This is a genomic window from Phenylobacterium sp., assembly GCF_036402295.1.
Classification (GTDB): Bacteria; Pseudomonadota; Alphaproteobacteria; order Caulobacterales; family Caulobacteraceae; genus Phenylobacterium.
In genome coordinates this window covers 1-15,699 of the sequence record NZ_DASWTE010000345.1, presented here as the reverse complement: position 1 = coordinate 15,699, position 15,699 = coordinate 1, and the positions used below count along the sequence as shown (strand labels likewise).

19 protein-coding genes are annotated in these 15,699 nt (G+C 70.1%); 16 read left to right on the top strand and 3 right to left on the bottom strand.

What is annotated here, in order from left to right:
* The first annotated feature begins 54 nt into the window (after window positions 1–54).
* From murJ to trmB, 14 genes are all read left to right on the top strand, one after another.
* Complete coding sequence (murJ, locus tag VGD44_RS20375; RefSeq protein WP_331090211.1) at window positions 55–1,692, top strand: murein biosynthesis integral membrane protein MurJ; 1,638 nt, start codon at window positions 55–57, stop codon at window positions 1,690–1,692.
* A 126-nt stretch (window positions 1,693–1,818) separates the two neighbouring features.
* Window positions 1,819–2,853 carry a tryptophan--tRNA ligase gene (gene trpS / locus VGD44_RS20370; RefSeq protein WP_331090210.1) on the top strand — a complete coding sequence of 345 codons (1,035 nt, stop codon included), beginning with the start codon at window positions 1,819–1,821 and terminating at the stop codon, window positions 2,851–2,853.
* 39 nt (window positions 2,854–2,892) lie between these two features.
* Window positions 2,893–3,369 (top strand): universal stress protein, encoded by a 477-nt coding sequence (locus VGD44_RS20365; protein WP_331090209.1) that lies wholly within the window; start codon window positions 2,893–2,895, stop codon window positions 3,367–3,369.
* 180 nt (window positions 3,370–3,549) lie between these two features.
* Window positions 3,550–4,119, top strand: a complete 570-nt coding sequence (locus VGD44_RS20360) for a NifU family protein (protein ID WP_331090208.1) — start codon at window positions 3,550–3,552, stop codon at window positions 4,117–4,119.
* A 30-nt stretch (window positions 4,120–4,149) separates the two neighbouring features.
* Entirely contained in the window at window positions 4,150–4,791 is a 642-nt protein-coding gene (gene tsaB / locus VGD44_RS20355) for a tRNA (adenosine(37)-N6)-threonylcarbamoyltransferase complex dimerization subunit type 1 TsaB (RefSeq protein ID WP_331090207.1), read from the top strand.
* On the top strand, window positions 4,788–5,243 hold the full coding sequence (rimI, locus tag VGD44_RS20350; RefSeq protein ID WP_331090206.1) for a ribosomal protein S18-alanine N-acetyltransferase: 456 nt from the start codon (window positions 4,788–4,790) through the stop codon (window positions 5,241–5,243). Before tsaB ends, rimI begins: the two co-directional genes overlap by 4 nt.
* A 72-nt stretch (window positions 5,244–5,315) precedes the next feature.
* Window positions 5,316–5,687 carry a Fur family transcriptional regulator gene (locus tag VGD44_RS20345; RefSeq protein ID WP_331090230.1) on the top strand — a complete coding sequence of 124 codons (372 nt, stop codon included), beginning with the start codon at window positions 5,316–5,318 and terminating at the stop codon, window positions 5,685–5,687.
* Between the two features lie 179 nt (window positions 5,688–5,866).
* Window positions 5,867–7,198, top strand: coding sequence for a tRNA (N6-isopentenyl adenosine(37)-C2)-methylthiotransferase MiaB (gene miaB / locus VGD44_RS20340; RefSeq protein WP_331090205.1), 1,332 nt, complete (start codon window positions 5,867–5,869; stop codon window positions 7,196–7,198).
* Window positions 7,195–8,163 (top strand): PhoH family protein, encoded by a 969-nt coding sequence (locus VGD44_RS20335; protein ID WP_331090204.1) that lies wholly within the window; start codon window positions 7,195–7,197, stop codon window positions 8,161–8,163. Before miaB ends, VGD44_RS20335 begins: the two co-directional genes overlap by 4 nt.
* Window positions 8,164–8,216: 53 nt before the next feature.
* Window positions 8,217–8,630, top strand: a complete 414-nt coding sequence (gene ybeY, locus VGD44_RS20330; protein WP_331090229.1) for an rRNA maturation RNase YbeY — start codon at window positions 8,217–8,219, stop codon at window positions 8,628–8,630.
* Window positions 8,617–9,504: a hemolysin family protein gene (locus VGD44_RS20325; RefSeq protein WP_331090203.1), complete on the top strand. Its 888-nt coding sequence runs from the start codon at window positions 8,617–8,619 to the stop codon at window positions 9,502–9,504. Before ybeY ends, VGD44_RS20325 begins: the two co-directional genes overlap by 14 nt.
* A complete protein-coding gene (lnt, locus tag VGD44_RS20320) occupies window positions 9,505–11,100 on the top strand; it encodes an apolipoprotein N-acyltransferase (protein ID WP_331090202.1) in 1,596 nt (531 codons plus the stop codon).
* Window positions 11,101–11,170: 70 nt separating this feature from the next.
* The gene (gene metK, locus VGD44_RS20315) at window positions 11,171–12,391 is read left to right on the top strand and encodes a methionine adenosyltransferase (RefSeq protein ID WP_331090201.1); all 1,221 of its coding nucleotides are present in this window, start codon (window positions 11,171–11,173) and stop codon (window positions 12,389–12,391) included.
* A 29-nt stretch (window positions 12,392–12,420) separates the two neighbouring features.
* Complete coding sequence (gene trmB, locus VGD44_RS20310) at window positions 12,421–13,095, top strand: tRNA (guanosine(46)-N7)-methyltransferase TrmB (RefSeq protein WP_331090200.1); 675 nt, start codon at window positions 12,421–12,423, stop codon at window positions 13,093–13,095.
* Here trmB and ppa read toward each other — a convergent pair.
* The 3 genes from ppa to VGD44_RS20295 form a co-directional block, all read right to left on the bottom strand.
* Window positions 13,092–13,625: an inorganic diphosphatase gene (gene ppa / locus VGD44_RS20305; protein WP_331090199.1), complete on the bottom strand. Its 534-nt coding sequence runs from the start codon at window positions 13,623–13,625 to the stop codon at window positions 13,092–13,094. The genes trmB and ppa overlap by 4 nt on opposite strands.
* Window positions 13,626–13,712: 87 nt before the next feature.
* Window positions 13,713–14,027, bottom strand: a complete 315-nt coding sequence (locus tag VGD44_RS20300) for a MoaF-related domain-containing protein (protein WP_331090198.1) — start codon at window positions 14,025–14,027, stop codon at window positions 13,713–13,715.
* Between the two features lie 207 nt (window positions 14,028–14,234).
* On the bottom strand, window positions 14,235–14,363 hold the full coding sequence (locus tag VGD44_RS20295; RefSeq protein WP_331090197.1) for a hypothetical protein: 129 nt from the start codon (window positions 14,361–14,363) through the stop codon (window positions 14,235–14,237).
* A gap of 134 nt (window positions 14,364–14,497) precedes the next feature.
* On the opposite strand from VGD44_RS20295, the gene rimP reads away from it, so the two are divergent.
* Together rimP and VGD44_RS20285 are read left to right on the top strand one after the other, a co-directional pair.
* Complete coding sequence (rimP, locus tag VGD44_RS20290) at window positions 14,498–15,037, top strand: ribosome maturation factor RimP (RefSeq protein ID WP_331090196.1); 540 nt, start codon at window positions 14,498–14,500, stop codon at window positions 15,035–15,037.
* 12 nt (window positions 15,038–15,049) lie between these two features.
* The coding region (locus VGD44_RS20285; protein ID WP_331090195.1) for a NusA N-terminal domain-containing protein at window positions 15,050–15,699 on the top strand (650 nt) is incomplete at its 3' end.

Sequence of the window (15,699 nt, the reverse complement as noted above, 5' to 3'; positions counted from 1 at the left end):
GGCGCCCGCAGCCGCTAGGTTGACGCGCCTCCCGACGCAGCCGACCAAAGCCCCGTGACCAAACCCCCCTCCACAGAAGCAAAGAGGGCGAAGCCGGCCGGTCTGCTGCGCTCCAGCGCCATCTTCTCGAGCCTCACCCTGGTCAGCCGGGTGATGGGGCTGGTGCGCGACCTAGTGGTGACGGCGCGCCTGGGCGCGAGCCAGACCATCGCCGCCGACGCCTACTACACCGCGCTCGCCTTCCCGAACCTGTTCCGGCGCATCTTCGCCGAGGGCGCGTTCGCGGCCGCCTTCGTGCCCACCTACTCGCGCAAGCTGGCGGGTGGCGGCGAGGGCGCGGCCGACCGCTTCGCCGCCGACGCGGCCGCCACGGTCGCCGTCGCCACGGTGGCGGTGATGCTGGTCGCCCAGCTGGCGATGCCGTGGCTGATGTACCTGATCAACCCGGGCTACGCCGACGAGCCGGAGAAGTTTCGCCTCGCCTGGATGCTGACCCAGCTCACCATGCCCTATCTGCCGTGCATGGCGCTGGCGGCGCTGTTCTCCGGGGTCCTCAACGCGCGGGGAAAATTCATCGTCTCGGCCGCGTATCCGACGATCCTCAACATCGTGATGCTGATCGTGGTCCTGCCGCAGACGGACCCGGTGCGGGCGGCCTGGTGGGCGTCGGGCGGGGTGGTGATCGCGGGCGTCGGCCAGGCCGGCATCTGCTGGTGGGGGGCGCGCAAGAGCGGTGCGCGGATCGGGGCCGTGCGGCCCAGGTGGACGCCGGACATGCGGAGCCTGGTGAAACTCGCCATCCCGGCCGCCATCGCCAACAGCGCCACCCAGATCAACATCTTCATCTCGGGCATCCTGGCCTCGCAGATCGCCGGCATGCGGGTGTGGATGAACGTCGCCGACCGGCTGTACCAGCTGCCCATGAGCCTGGTCGGCGTGGCCATCGGCGTGGCGCTGCTGCCGAGGCTCAGCCAGGCCCTGCAGAAGGACGACCATGACGACGCCCAGGCGGCCATGGACCAGGGCATCGTCTTCGCCCTGGCGCTCAGCCTGCCGGCCGCCGCGGCGCTTATGGCGCTGCCGGTCTACCTGATCGACGGCCTCTTCACCCGCGACCAGTTCACCGCCGCCGACGCGTTGGCCACCGGCCAGCTCCTCTTCCACTACGGCTGGGGCGTGCCGGCTTTCGTGCTGCTGCGCATCCTGCAGCCCGCGTTCTTCGCGCGGCAGGACACCAAGACGCCGATGCGGTTCTCGCTGATCTCGGTGGGCGTCAACATCGCGCTGGGCGTGGCGCTGTTCTACGCCATCGGCTTCCAGGGCGTGGCGATCGCCACCAGCGTGGCGGCCTGGATCAGCGTCATCCAGATGTGGTTCGCGCTCACCCGCCGCGGCGTCTGGAAGCCCTCGGCCCGCGCCGCCTTCAAGATCACCCGCGTGGCGATCGCCAGCGCCGCCCTGGGTGCGATCCTGTTCATCGCGAACCTGTTCCGCGCGGAGATCGAGGGCGGGGTGGGCGCGGTGCTGCCGCACGGCGTGAAGGAGGTCTCGATCCTGCTCATCAGCGCCGCGGGCCTCGCGCTTTATCCGGCGCTCCTGTTCGCCTCGGGCGGGGTCACGCTCAGCGAAGCCAAGGCCGCTCTCCGCCGCCGGCGCGGCGATCCGCAGCCGACGCCCGCGGACTTGTCGTAGCGGGCGTCGCGGGCTATCTCGCCGCGCATGGCTCCGCACGGACACAACACTTGGCGATGGCGCTGACCGCGCAACCCTAGAACCGGGCTTCACGCCCGCCTGTCCGTTCCCTAGAGAAGCCTTCCCATGACCGACCAAGCTCCTGCCGCCTACGCGGGCCCCGAACGCGTGCTCTCGGGCGTCCAGCCCACCGGCGACCTGCACCTGGGCAATTACCTGGGCGCGCTGGTGAAGTTCGCACACCTACAGCACGAGATCCCGACCCTGATCTTCGTCGCCGACCTGCACGCCATCACGGTGTGGCAGGAGCCCGCGAAGCTGAAGCAGCAGGTCCGCGAGATCGCCGCTGCCTACCTGGCCACCGGCCTCGATCCGAAGGTCGCCACCATCTTCGCGCAGTCCGCGGTTCCGGAGCACGCCGAACTGGCCTGGGTGTTCAACTGCGTCGCCCGCCTCGGCTGGCTCGACCGGATGACCCAGTTCAAGGACAAGGCCGGCAAGCACAAGGAGCGCGAGAGCGTCGGGCTCTACACCTACCCGATCCTGCAGGCGGCGGACGTGCTGGTCTACAAGGCCACGAAGGTGCCGGTCGGCGACGATCAGCGCCAGCACCTCGAGCTCTCCCGCGACATCGCCCAGAAGTTCAACCACGACTTCGACGCGCCGGGCTTCTTCCCCCTGCCCGAAGCGCTGACCCAGGGTCCCGGCGCGCGGATCATGAGCCTGCGCGACGGCTCGGCGAAGATGTCCAAGTCCGATCCCTCGGACCAGTCGCGGATCAATCTCACCGACGACGCGGACGCCATCGCCAGCAAGATCCGCAAGGCCCGCACCGACCCCGATCCGTTGCCGGAAACGGTCGAGGGCCTGGAAGGGCGGCCCGAGGCCAGGAACCTCGTGGGCATCTACGCCGCGCTCTCGGGCGTGACCGATGTCCAGGTGCTGGCCGAGTTCGCCGGCCAGGGCTTCGGCGCGTTCAAGCCGAAGCTCGCCGACCTCGCCGTCTCGGTGATGGGCCCGATCGGCGGCGAGATGCGGCGGCTGCTCTCCGATCCCGCCGAGATCGACCGCGTGCTGACCGACGGCGCCGCCCGCGCCCGCGAGCTCGCCGCGCCGACCGTGGCCGAGGTCAAGAAGCTGGTGGGCTTCTGGGCGGGCTGACGGCTTGTGCCGGGCGCGGGGCCGGGTAAGGCTCCGCTCATGAGCAGCCGGCGCAAGTTCCTGGTCGTGGCCGACGACACCGACGAGTTCCAGGCGGCGCTGCGCTTCGCTTGCCGCCGGGCGCGCTCGACGGGCGGTTACGTGGCGCTGCTGCGCGTGATTACGCCGGCGGTGTTCGAGCACTGGTCAGGCGTGCGCGACGAGATCGCGCGCCAGCAGCGGCAGGAGGCCGAGGCCGCGCTGCAGCTCTCGGCCGAGTACGTCCAGGCCGAGACCGGCCTGCCGCCCGAGTTCCTGATCCTGGAGGCGGACTCCAACCGCGCGGCGCTGAAGCGCGTGCTGAGCGAGGATCCCGACATCAAGATCATGGTGCTGGCCGCCGGCGTCGGCCGCGGCGGGCCGGGACCCCTGGTCAGCGCCATCGCCAAGGACGGCGTCCGCTTCGGCGCGCGCAAGGTGCCGATCACCATCGTCCCGGGCGACCTCACCGACGACGAGATCGCCGATCTGGCCTAATCCCTCCCCTTAGTGGGGAGGGTGGCGACCCCGGACTTGGTCCGGGGGAGACGGGTGGGGAAGGTCCTGTCCCCGCAACCCGGCCCACACTTCCCCGCCCTGCGCGCCTGCGGCGCGCTGTCCTCCCCATTAAGGGAGGGAAAACTTGCACTTGACCCCCGTCAGCGCCACATCTCGCCCATGTTCATCCAGACCGAAGCCACCCCGAACCCGGAAGTCCTGAAGTTCCTCCCCGGCCAGACGGTGCTGGGCGAGGGCACGCGCGACTTCCGCAGCCCCGAGGAGGCGGCCGCCTCGCCGCTGGCGGCCGAGCTGTTCGAGGTCACCGGCGTGACCCGCGTGTTCTACGGCCCCGACTTCATCACCGTGGGCAAGCACGCCGCGGTCGACTGGCCGCTCCTGAAAGCGCCGATCCTGGCCGCCATCATGGACCACTTCACCTCGGGCCGACCGCTGCTGGTGGGCGAGAGCGAGGACGCGGGCCACGATGCCGCGGTCTACGAGGGCGAGACCGCCCAGATCGTCGCCGAGATCAAGGACCTGCTCGACACCCGCATCCGTCCGGCCGTGGCGCAGGACGGCGGCGACATCCTCTTCAACCGCTTCGACGTCGACACCGGCGTCGTGTGGCTGAACATGCGCGGCGCCTGCTCGGGTTGCCCGTCGTCGTCGGCAACGCTGAAAGCGGGGGTCGAGAACATGCTCAAGCACTACGTCCCGGAAGTGACCCGGGTCGAACAGGCTCTTTAAGCCCAGGGCTGAACCGGCTACGCCGCACCCATGCTCGTGCTGGGGCTCGACACCTGCCTGAACGCCTGCTCGGTCGCCGTCGTCGACGGCGGGCGCACGATCGCGCATCGCACCGAGGTCATGGCCCGCGGCCACCAGGAACGGCTGGCCCCGATGGCGCTGGCGGCGATGGCCGACGCGGGGCTGGCGTTCGACCGCCTGGAGCGCATCGGCGCGACGGTCGGCCCGGGCTCTTTCACCGGCCTGCGCGTGGGCGTGGCCTTCGCCAAGGGCCTGGCTTCGGCGCTCGCGATCCCCGCCGTGGGCGTGGGCAGCCTCGAGGCGCTGGCCGCCGAGGCGCCCGGCCTGGTCGCCGCCGCCATCGATGCGCGCCGGGATCAGCTCTACCTGCAGGTCTTCGAGGATGGCGTGGCGCTGATGGCGCCCGACGTCCTGCCCGTGGGCGTGGCAGCCGCACGGCTGGTGGAGCTCGCCATGGGGCGTAAGCTGACGCTCGTGGGCTCCGGCGCGCCGCTGCTGGCCGACGCCGCGCCGGGCGCCCGGACGATCATGCCCGAGGGCTGCGACGCCCGCCACGTAGCCCGCCTGGCCGCGGCCAAGTCGCCGACGCCGATCCGGCCCCTCTATCTGCGCGCGCCCGACGCCAAGCTCCCGGGAGGGCGCGACCCGTGAGGCTGGATCTCGCGACGCCGGAGGATGCGCCGGCCATGGCCTCGGCCCATGCTCAGGCCTTCGACACGCCCTGGGACGAGATGGACTTCGAGGACCTGCTGGACGGCCCCGGCATCTTCGGTTTCGTGGTCCGCGCCGAGGATCCGGCCGGCGTCCTGGTCTGCCGGACCGCGGCGGGCGAGGCCGAGATCCTGACCGTCGGAGTCGCGCCCTGGGCGCGGCGCCAGGGTATCGGCAAGGCGCTGATGGTGGCCGCGATCGGCGTGGCGCGCGGCGTGGGGGCGACCGAGATGTTCCTGGAGGTCGACGTCGAGAATGCCAGCGCGGTCAGTCTCTACGAGCGCCTGGGCTTCGAACGTGCAGGCCTGCGCAAAGCCTACTATGACCGCGGTTCCAACGGCCGGGCGGACGCGCTGGTGATGCGTCTCGACCTTACCACCGGACCTGACTAGACCTATCCTCAGGGAAGACGAGAGGGGACCTAAGTGTCGGACCGCATCGAGAAACTCTGTCTCGAAAAGAACATGCGCATGACCGAGCAACGCCGCGTCATCGCGCGCGTCCTTTCGAGCGCCACCGACCACCCCGACGTCGAGGAACTGCACCGCAGGGCCCACGCGATCGACCCGCACATCTCCATCGCCACCGTCTACCGGACCGTCCGTCTGTTCGAGGAAGCTGGCATCATCGATCGCCACGACTTCCGTGACGGCCGCTCTCGCTACGAGGAGCACACCGAGGCCCACCACGACCACCTGATCGATATGAAATCGGGCAAGGTCGTGGAGTTCGTCGACGACGAGATTGAGGCCCTGCAGGTCGCGATCGCCAAGAAGCTCGGCTACAAGCTGGTCGACCACCGGCTCGAGCTCTACGGGGTTCCGATAGAAGAGTGATTTCCCTCCCTTGGTGGGGAGGGACAGACCGCGAAGCGGTCAGGGTGAGGAGGTGTGGATCCTCACCGGTCTCAGCACTTTGACCCTCACTCCCTCACCCTGGCGACTGCGTCGCCTGTCCCTCCCCATCAAGGGAGGGAAACTTGCGCCCGGGCTCTCACGTCCCCATAACGCCCGCCATGTCCGCGCAAGCGCCCTCCAAGCGCCTCTACATCAAGACGTACGGCTGTCAGATGAACGTCTACGACAGCGAGCGCATGGCCGACGTCCTTGCGCCGTTGGGCTATGGGATGACGGACGATCCCGCCGGCGCTGACCTGGTCGTGCTCAACACCTGCCACATCCGCGAGAAGGCGACCGAGAAGGTCTACTCCGAGCTGGGCCAGCTGAAGCGCCTGAAGCAGGCCAAGCCCGATGGCATGACCATCGCCGTCGCCGGCTGCGTCGCCCAGGCGGAAGGCGAGGAGATCATGCGCCGTCAGCCGGCGGTTGATCTCGTCGTGGGCCCGCAGGCCTATCACCAGCTGCCCGAGCTGATCGCCCGCGCCCACCGCGCCCGCGGCGAGCGCCTGGCGGCCGACTTCGCCCCCGACGAGAAGTTCGACGCGCTGTCGACGGAGCGGAACCCCACGGGCGTGTCCGCCTTCCTCACGGTGCAGGAGGGTTGCGACAAGTTCTGCACCTTCTGCGTGGTGCCCTACACCCGCGGCGGCGAGTGGAGCCGGCCGGCCGAGGCGATCGAAGCCGAGGCCCGGGCGCTGACGGCCAAGGGCGTGCGCGAGGTCACCCTGCTGGGCCAGAACGTCAACGCCTACGCCGGCGAAGGCGGCCTCGCGGCGCTCATCAAGCGGCTGGCGAGGATCGAGGGCCTGGACCGCATCCGCTACACCACCAGCCACCCACGCGACATGGACGACGCCCTGATCGCCGCCCACGCCGAGGTCGAGGCGTTGATGCCGTACCTGCACCTGCCGGTGCAGGCGGGCTCGGACAAGGTGCTGAAGGCCATGAACCGGGCGCACACGGCCGAGAGCTACTTGCGGCTGATCGAGAAGATCCGCGCCGCGCGGCCCGACATCGCCATCTCGGGCGACTTCATCGTGGGCTTCCCGGGCGAGCGCGACGCCGACTTCGAGGCGACGCTCCAGCTGGTCCGCGAGGTGCGCTACGCCAGCGCCTTCTCGTTCAAGTATTCCCGCCGCCCTGGCACGCCGGCCGCCGCCATGATGGGCCAGGTGGCGCCGGAGGTGGCCGACGAGCGTCTGCAGCGGCTGCAAGCCCTGCTCGAGGAGCAGCAGCACGCCTTCAACGCGGCGCAGACGGGCAAGACCCTCGCGGTCCTGTTCGAGAAGGCCGGCCGCCATCCGGGCCAGCTGGTCGGCAAGAGCCCCTACCTGCAGGCGGTGCACGTCACGGCGCCGGATCGGATGCTGGGGCAGATCGTTCCGGTGAAGGTGGAGAGCGCCGCCAGGAACTCGCTGGCCGGCGTGCTGGAACTGGAGACGGCTTGAGCCGCGCGCCCGAATTCGTGCCGCTGTCCGACGAGGCCGTCCGGGCCGTCGCCGGCGCCAACAGCCGTCACGCCGCCCTGATCGAGGACGCGTTCGGCGTGCTCCTGGAGACGCCGGGCGGCGGCGTCTCGCTGTCGGGTGACGCCAAGGCGCGCGGCGCGGCCAAGAAGGCCGTGCAGGCGATCGCCGCGCGCGCCGATCAGGGCCTGGAGATCGGCGAGGCGGACGTGCGCGTGGCCATTGGCCAGGCCCGCTCCGGCGCTGCGCCAGGAACCGGCGGGGGAGCCGGGACCCCGCTGCCGATCGGCCGTCGCGGCCAGGTGGCGCCGAAGACGCCGACGCAGGCCAAGTACCTCGACGCCCTCAACCGATGCGACCTGGTGTTCGGCCTCGGCCCCGCCGGCACCGGCAAGACCTTTCTCGCCGTGGCGCACGGCGCCGGCATGCTGCTGCGCGGCGCGGTCGACAGGCTGATCGTGTCTCGTCCGGCCGTGGAGGCCGGGGAGCGCCTGGGCTTCCTGCCGGGCGACATGAACGAGAAGGTCGACCCCTACATGGCGCCCGTCTGGGAGGCCCTGACCGACATCCTGGGCGCCGAGCAGCTGCGCCGGCGCCGCGAGAAGGGCGAGATCGAAGTGGCGCCGATCGCCTTCCTGCGCGGCCGCACGCTCAGCCACGCCTTCGTCATCGTCGACGAGGCCCAGAACGCCAGCCGCGCCCAGATGAAGATGGTGCTGACCCGTCTGGGCGAGGGCGCCCGCATGGCTGTCACGGGCGACCCGACGCAGATCGACCTGCCTAACCCGGGCGACTCCGGCCTCGCCCACGCCGTGGGCCTGCTGGAGGGCGTCGAGGGCATCGGCATCACCCGCTTCGGCTCCGAGGACGTGGTCCGCCATCCGCTCGTGGAACGCATCGTGCGCGCCTACGACGCCGACGCGGCCAAGCGCGGGCGCACGGTTTGATCGACGTCGAGATCGAGGACCCCGCCTGGACCGAGGCGCTGCCGCAGGCCGAGATGCTGGCGCGCGGCGCGGCCCTGGCGGCGCAGGACAGGGAAGGCGCGGCGCATGAGGGCGTCACCATCCTGCTGACCGACGACGAGAGCGTCCGCGAGCTCAACGCCCAGTTCCGCGAGCAGGACAAGCCCACCAACGTCCTGAGCTTTCCAGCCCCCGACAACCCGGAGCGGTTCGCCGGCGACGTCGCGCTGGCGTTCGGGGTCTGCGCGCGCGAAGCGGCCGAGCAGGGCAAGACCCTGGCGCAGCACCTGCAGCACCTCGTGGTGCATGGCGTTCTGCACCTTCTCGGATACGATCACATCGGCGATGATGAGGCCGAGGTCATGGAAGACCTCGAGCGCGCGGTGCTGGCCGATCTGGGGGTCCCCGACCCCTATGCGGCCGGCGAGGGAGAGCATGAGCGACCCTGATCCTCCTAGTCGAAAGAGCCCGGGCCACCGGCGCGGGCTCCTGGGCCTCTTCGATTTCTTCCGGCGCACGGCCGAGCACGCCGCCGACGAGGCGCCGGAGCCGCTGACCGAGACGGGCGGCGAGCTGGTCACCCAGGCGCGCGCGTTCCAGGACCTGCGCGTCGAGGACCTGATGATCCCGCGCGCCGACATCGTGGGCATCGAGCGCAGCTGCACGTTCGCCGACGTGGTGGCCCGCTTCGTCGAGGCCGAGCACAGCCGCATGCCGGTCTACAAGGAGACTCTCGACGAGCCGGTGGGCGTGGTCCACGTGAAGGACGTCTTCAAGCTCATGGCCCGCAAGTCGCGCCATCCCAAGGCCGACGACAAGGTGCTGGCAGGCCGCCATCACCTGGTGCGCGAGGTGCTCTATGTGCCGCCGTCGATGGCGGCGGCGCGGCTGCTGGCGACCATGCGCGCCAAGCGCATCCACATGGCGCTGGTCATGGACGAGTTCGGCGGCGTCGACGGCCTGGTGACGCTGGAGGATCTGCTGGAGAGCCTGGTGGGCGAGATCGCCGACGAGCACGACGAGGAGAGCGACCAGGCCTACATGCCCATCGTCAGCGACGACGACGGCTGGATCGTCGACGGCCGCGCACCGCTGGAGGAGCTGGAGCACGCCATCGGCCACGGCGCCGACCTCGCGCCCGAGGACCTGGACGAGGAGATCGACACCGTGGCGGGCCTGGTGAACGCCCTGGCCGGCCGCGTCCCGCAGAAGCGCGAGCGGATCGAGCACCCCGACGGCTTCCAGTTCGAAGTGCTGGCCGCCGATCCGCGCCGGCTGAAGCGCGTGCGCGTGCGACGCCCGCCGGTCGCCGAAGAGGCCTGAGTGGCGCGTCCAGGCTGGTATGCGCCGCTGACGGCCGTCCTGGCCGGCCTCGCCGCGGGGCTGGCGCACCCGCCGTTCGGGCTGATCGTGGGCCTGCTGGGCTACAGCGTGCTGCTGCTGCGGCTCGAGACCGTGCAGGAGAAGCCGCGGCGCTCGGCCTTCCTGATGGGCTGGCTGGCGGGCCTGGGATACTTCGGCCTCTCCACATGGTGGATCGCCGAGCCGTTCCTGGTGGACGTCGCGATCCATGGCTGGATGGCGCCGTTCGCGGTGGTGCTGATGGGTGGGGGCCTGGCGCTGTTCTGGGGTGCGGCGGGGCTGGCCTATCGCTGGCTGCGGCCCCGCAGCGCCTGGAAGCCGCTGGTGTTCGCCGGTTGCTTCGCCGCCGCGGAATGGCTGCGCGGCCACGTGCTCACCGGCCTGCCGTGGAACCTGGTCGGCGAGAGCTGGCGGGCGGGCAGCGCGCCGTCGCAGGCCGCCGCGGTCGTGGGCTCCTACGGGCTGACGTGGATCACGCTGGTGATCGCGTCGATCCCGGCGCTGCTGGTCGTGCCGGTCCGGAGGCTGGCGCAGGCGGGCATGCTGGTGGCGGGCGGCGTGGCGCTGACTGCGCTCTACGCCGGCGGCGCGGGACGCCTCGCCGCGGCGCCGCGGCCGGTGTTCGAGAAGGACGCGCCGGTGCTCCGGGTGGTCCAGGCCAACATCGACCAGAAGGACAAGTGGAAGCCCGAGAACCTGGACGAGGTCTTCGGCGCCTATCTCGACCTCACCGCGCGCCCGGCCGTGCGGCGGCCCGACATCGTGATCTGGCCCGAGGGCGCGCTGCCGGCGGTGATCGACGAGTTCATCGCCGACCCGGCCTACGGCCCGCGTCTGCGCGACGCGATCCGGCCCGGCCAGACGCTGCTGATGGGCGCCAACCGCGCCGAGCCAGCGGGCGCCGGCGAGTACCGCTACTACAACACCCTGGTCGCCTTCCGGCGCGACGAGGAGGCGCTCAGGGTCACCGGCTTCTACGACAAGTTCCGGCTGGTGCCGTTCGGCGAGTTCATCCCGCTGGGCGACCTGGCCGGCCGGCTGGGCATCCGCTCGCTGGTGCACATGCCCGAGGACTTCACCGCCGGCCCGCTTTCGCGTCCGCTGGTGGTTGAGGGTGTGCCCGCCGTGCAGCCGCTGATCTGCTACGAGGCCCTGTTCCCAGGGCTGGCGGCGGGCGGCGCGCGGCCGAAGTGGATCCTGAACGTCTCCAACGACGCCTGGTTCGGCCGCACCAGCGGACCGTGGCAGCACCTGAACATCGCGAGCTACCGGGCCATCGAGCAGGGCCTGCCGATCGTGCGCTCGACACCCACCGGCGTCTCGGCGGTGATCGACGCCCAGGGCCGCATCCTGGCGGGCAAGAAGCTGGGCCTCGGTCAGTTTGGCGTCATCGACACCCGACTGCCGGCCCCGGCCCGCCCCACGCTTTACAGCCGCTGGGGCGACGGGCCGTTCGGGGGACTGCTCGCGCTTTCGGCTGTGGCCTGGCTGGTCGGGCGAAGGCGCAGGCCGCGACAGGGTGTCGATGCGCCTCCGGCGCCGCTTGGCGCCACATAAGGATTTCTTTATAGGCTTGCGCCCTACTTGCGGACCGCGCCGCCGCCTAAGCCCACTCCCGGAGCCTGACTTGAGCCGTTCCAGTTACATCTTCACCAGCGAAAGCGTGTCCGAAGGCCATCCCGACAAGGTCGCCGACCGCATCTCGGACACCGTCGTCGACGCCTTCCTGAGCGTCCAGCCCGAGGCACGCGTCGCTTGCGAGACGCTGGTGACCACCAACCGCATCGTGCTGGCCGGCGAAGTCCGCGCCGGCAAGCCGGGCGGTTCCAAGGCCGAGAACAAGGCGCTCACGAAGGATATCGTGAAGTCCCTCGAGCCCAAGGTCCGCGCCGCGATCAAGGACATCGGCTACGAGCAGAAGGGCTTCCACTGGCAGAAGGCGAAGTTCGCCTGCCATCTGCACGAACAGTCGGCCCACATCGCCCAGGGCGTGGACGCCACCGAGAAGAAGGACGAAGGCGCCGGCGACCAGGGCATCATGTTCGGTTACGCCTGCGACGAGACCCCGGCGCTCATGCCGGCCACGCTGCAGTACAGCCACGACATCCTGAAGCGGCTGTCGGAAGTCCGCCATTCGGGCGAGTGCGCCGTGCTCGAGCCCGACGCCAAGAGCCAGGTCACCGTCCGCTACGAGGGCGGCCGCCCGGTCGAGATCCTGCAGATCGTGGTCTCGACCCAGCACAAGAAGCGCCTCGAGGGCCAGATCGCCACGCCGAAGCGCATCGAGGGCGTAATCCGCCCCTACGTCGAGAGCGTCATCCCGGCCGGCCTGATCACCAAGAAGACCAAGTGGCACGTCAACCCGACCGGCCGCTTCGAGATCGGCGGCCCGGACGGCGACGCCGGCGTCACCGGCCGCAAGATCATCGTCGACACCTACGGCGGCGCGGCCCCGCACGGCGGCGGCGCGTTCTCGGGCAAGGACCCGACGAAGGTGGACCGCTCGGCCGCCTACGCCTGCCGCTACCTGGCCAAAAACGTGGTCGCCTCGGGCCTGGCCAAGAAGTGCACCATCCAGATCAGCTACGCGATCGGCGTGGCCCAGCCGCTCAGCTTCTACGTCGACCTGCACAATACCGGCGAGATCGACCCGACCAAGCTGGAGACGGTGCTGCCGCAGCTGATCGGTGGCGCGACGCCGCGGGCCATCCGCGAGCACCTGCAGCTGAACCGCCCGATCTACGCCCGCACCGCGGCCTACGGCCACTTCGGCCGCCAGCCCGACAACGAGGGCGGCTTCTCCTGGGAGAAGACCGACCTGGCCGACGAGCTGAAGCGGCTGGCCTGAGGTCGAGCGCCGCGTTAGACGCGGGCGCCATGTCCGAGCACCACCCGCCGCTCCGGTCGTACGGCCGGCTGAAGTCGCGTCCGATCAAGCCACGCCAGGCGGCGCTGGTGGAGCAGCGGCTGCCCGAGCTGCGGATCCCGGCCGGTGCGGTCGAGCCGGCGGCGCTCATGCCGAACGCACGCGAGACCTGGCTGGAGATCGGCTTCGGCGGCGGCGAGCACATGGCCGCCCAGGCGGGGCGCCACCCCGACGTGCTGGTGCTGGGCGCCGAGCCATTCACCAATGGCGTGGCCAGCGCCGTGCGCCACATCGACGAGCAGGGCCTGTCGAACGTCCGCCTGCACGACGGCGACGTGCGCGAGCTGATCGCCCGGCTGCCGGCCGCGAGCTTGGCGCGGGTCTTCATCCTCTTCCCCGACCCCTGGCCCAAGGCGCGGCACCACAAGCGCCGGCTGGTGCAGCCCGAGACCGTGGCCGAGCTGGCGCGCGTGCTGAAGCCGGGCGGGCGGCTGCGCTTCGCGAGCGACTGGGCCGACTACGTCGACTGGGCGCTGGCGCGGATCGGCGAGGATTCCAGCTTTGCCTGGCAGGCCGACCGCGCGGACGACTGGCGCGTCCCGCCCGCCGACCACGTCACCACCCGCTACGAGGAGAAGCGCCTGGGAGATTGCGCCCCGGTGTTCCTGGATTTCGTGCGGGCCTAGCCGGCCTTCCTGTAGGCCTCGATCGACTGGCGGATCAGGTCGGCGGCTTCCTCAGGGTCGGCCCAGCGGACGATGTCGACCGATTTGCCCTTCTCCAGGTCCTTGTAGTGCTTGAAGAAGTGGGCGATCTGCTCGGTCAGGATCGTCGGCAGCGAGCGCCAGCTGTCCACGCCGGTGTAGAACGGGTGGAGCTTGTCGACCGGCACCGCCAGGATCTTCTCATCGCCCCCCGCCTCGTCGCGCATGATCAGCGCGCCCACCGGCCGCGCGCGGATGATCGCACCCGGCACCACTGGCGTCGGGCCCACCACGATGATGTCCATCGGGTCGCCGTCGTCGGCCAGGGTGTGCGGGATGAAGCCGTAGTTGCCCGGGTAGTACATGGCCGTGTGCAGGAATCGGTCGACGAAGATGGCGCCCGACTCCTTGTCGATCTCGTACTTCACCGGTTCGCCGCCCTGCGGGATCTCGATGAGCGCGTTGACGTCGTAGGGCGGGTTCTCGCCGACGGGGATCTTGGAGAGGTCCATGGGGGAGCGGCCTTTCGAAAGCACACACAAAAGAAGGTGGCGCTCTCTAGGGGGTCTGACGGGGCGCCGTAAAGGGCCGACGACGCCTCACTCGAAGACCCACTCGCCCTCGGCGAAGCTGACGCCGCGGGTGTCGCCGGTGGGATAGGTGACGAAGGCCCAGAGGCGATTGGTGCGCAGGTTGATGGCGTGACTGACCGTCGTGCCGTTGGCTTCCTGCCAGGAGACGAAGACGACGTCCTCGTCCGGCCGGGCCGCGTGGATGGTCTCCTCGCCGGACAGCACGCCGTTGCGCCAGCGCATGCGGGCCTCGGAGAGGTAGTCGGCGCTGACCGCGAAGCCGGAACTGAAGCTTATCCGCACACTGCGGCCGAGCAGGGGGCCGAGGAAGCTGTTGTCCATGGCGGCGTCTCCGCGTGACGGCGGAAGGTACGCCCCGCAGGCCGAGCCGGAAACCGGATGCCCTCCTCCTCGATGCGGGAGCGTTGGGTGGGCGCAGCCGCCAGCGCCTTACAAGTAGCTGACTTCTCCGGTCGTTGGATCGACGAGGAAGACAACGGGTCCGTCAACGAGCGTCCCGGCCGGGCTGAAGGCGTCGAAGACAGCGCCCTATTCCTCTCTGTGCGGGACCTTGCTCAGATGGACCAACTCGTAGCGCCAGCCCTTGAGATCCAGGCGCTCCACGAAGGCGATCGCGAGCGCCTGTGCTTCCTCGGCGGATATGCCCTGACGGCCCATGCTCAGCCCCCTCGTGACAACGCCGCCGCCCTTCGCTATATACCCACCCAACATCGCTGGTAGCGCCGGATGGTGCTTTCAGGCGGCGGGCTCCGGCCCGACCGCTTTTTTCTTTACTAGGGCCCTGGTTGCTCATGCGCGGGAAGACCGCAGAAGACCTGAAGCTGCTGGACCTCCTCGACCCGGTCGCGGAGGCGGCGGGCTATGAAATCGTGCGGTTGCGGCTGATGGGCGGGGCCGAACGGCGCAGGCTGCAGATCATGGCCGAGCGTCCGGACGGCGAGATGAACGTCGAGGACTGCACGCGGCTGTCGCGCAAGATCTCCGAGGTGATGGACGCCGCCGACCCGATCAGCGGCGAATATGTGCTGGAGGTCTCTTCGCCCGGCATCGACCGGCCGCTGACCCGGCCCAAGGACTTCGAGACCTACGAAGGCTACGAGATCAAGCTCGAGCTGGACCGGCTGGCCGAGGGGCGCAAGCGCTTCCGCGGCGTGCTGGCCGGGCTCGAGGGCGACCAGATCGGTGTCGACCTGGAAGGCGAGGCCGAGACCGCCATGATCCCGCTGGCCTGGATCGTGGAGGCCAAGCTGGTCCTCACCGACGACCTCATGAAGCGGGGGGCCGAGACTCGCGCCGCCCGCATCGCATCCGAACAACAGACGACCGAGTAGAGGGAAGACCCCATGAGCCTGACCGGCATTTCCGCCAACCGGCTTGAACTCCTGCAGATCGCCGAGGCCGTGGCCCGCGAGAAGTCGATCGACAAGGAGATCGTCATCGAGGCGATCGAGGAGGCGATCCAGAAGGGCGCCCGCTCGCGCTACGGCGCCGAGCACGACATCCGGGTCCACATCGATCCCAAGACCGGCGAGACCACGATCAAGCGCGTGATCACGGTGGTGGCCGACGACGCCCAGTTCGGCGGCGGGACCGACCCCGAGACCGGCGAGGAGCTGCCCTTCGAGGAGCCGCCGGGCATCCTGCGCCTCGCCGACGCCAAGCGCCGCGACAAGAAGGCCGAGGTGGGCACCGTCTACGAGGAGCTGCTGCCGCCGTTCGAATTCGGCCGCGTACAGACCCAGATGGCCCGCCAGGTGGTGATGGGGAAGGTCCGCGACGCCGAGCGCGAGCGCCAGTACGAGGAGTACAAGGACCGCGTCGGCGAGATCGTGAACGGCACCGTGAAGCGGGTCGAGTACGGCAACGTCGTCGTCGACCTGGGCCGCGGCGAAGGCATCATGCGCCGCGACCAGTCGATCCCGCGCGAGAACTTCAACATCGGCGACCGGATCCGCTGCTACATCTACGACGTCCGCCGCGAGACCAAGGGCCC

What these genes read in the sequence shown, in the direction of transcription:
- VGD44_RS20360 (WP_331090208.1), top strand. Translation starts at nt 3,550, where the DNA reads ATGTTCATCCAGACCGAAGCCACCCCGAACCCGGAAGTCCTGAAGTTC.
- VGD44_RS20365 (WP_331090209.1), top strand. Translation starts at nt 2,893, where the DNA reads ATGAGCAGCCGGCGCAAGTTCCTGGTCGTGGCCGACGACACCGACGAG.
- trpS (WP_331090210.1), top strand. Translation starts at nt 1,819, where the DNA reads ATGACCGACCAAGCTCCTGCCGCCTACGCGGGCCCCGAACGCGTGCTC.
- trmB (WP_331090200.1), top strand. Translation starts at nt 12,421, where the DNA reads ATGTCCGAGCACCACCCGCCGCTCCGGTCGTACGGCCGGCTGAAGTCG.
- ppa (WP_331090199.1), bottom strand. Translation starts at nt 13,625, where the DNA reads ATGGACCTCTCCAAGATCCCCGTCGGCGAGAACCCGCCCTACGACGTC.
- VGD44_RS20345 (WP_331090230.1), top strand. Translation starts at nt 5,316, where the DNA reads ATGCGCATGACCGAGCAACGCCGCGTCATCGCGCGCGTCCTTTCGAGC.
- tsaB (WP_331090207.1), top strand. Translation starts at nt 4,150, where the DNA reads ATGCTCGTGCTGGGGCTCGACACCTGCCTGAACGCCTGCTCGGTCGCC.
- VGD44_RS20295 (WP_331090197.1), bottom strand. Translation starts at nt 14,363, where the DNA reads ATGGGCCGTCAGGGCATATCCGCCGAGGAAGCACAGGCGCTCGCGATC.
- ybeY (WP_331090229.1), top strand. Translation starts at nt 8,217, where the DNA reads ATGCTGGCGCGCGGCGCGGCCCTGGCGGCGCAGGACAGGGAAGGCGCG.
- rimP (WP_331090196.1), top strand. Translation starts at nt 14,498, where the DNA reads ATGCGCGGGAAGACCGCAGAAGACCTGAAGCTGCTGGACCTCCTCGAC.
- VGD44_RS20300 (WP_331090198.1), bottom strand. Translation starts at nt 14,027, where the DNA reads ATGGACAACAGCTTCCTCGGCCCCCTGCTCGGCCGCAGTGTGCGGATA.
- miaB (WP_331090205.1), top strand. Translation starts at nt 5,867, where the DNA reads ATGTCCGCGCAAGCGCCCTCCAAGCGCCTCTACATCAAGACGTACGGC.
- VGD44_RS20325 (WP_331090203.1), top strand. Translation starts at nt 8,617, where the DNA reads ATGAGCGACCCTGATCCTCCTAGTCGAAAGAGCCCGGGCCACCGGCGC.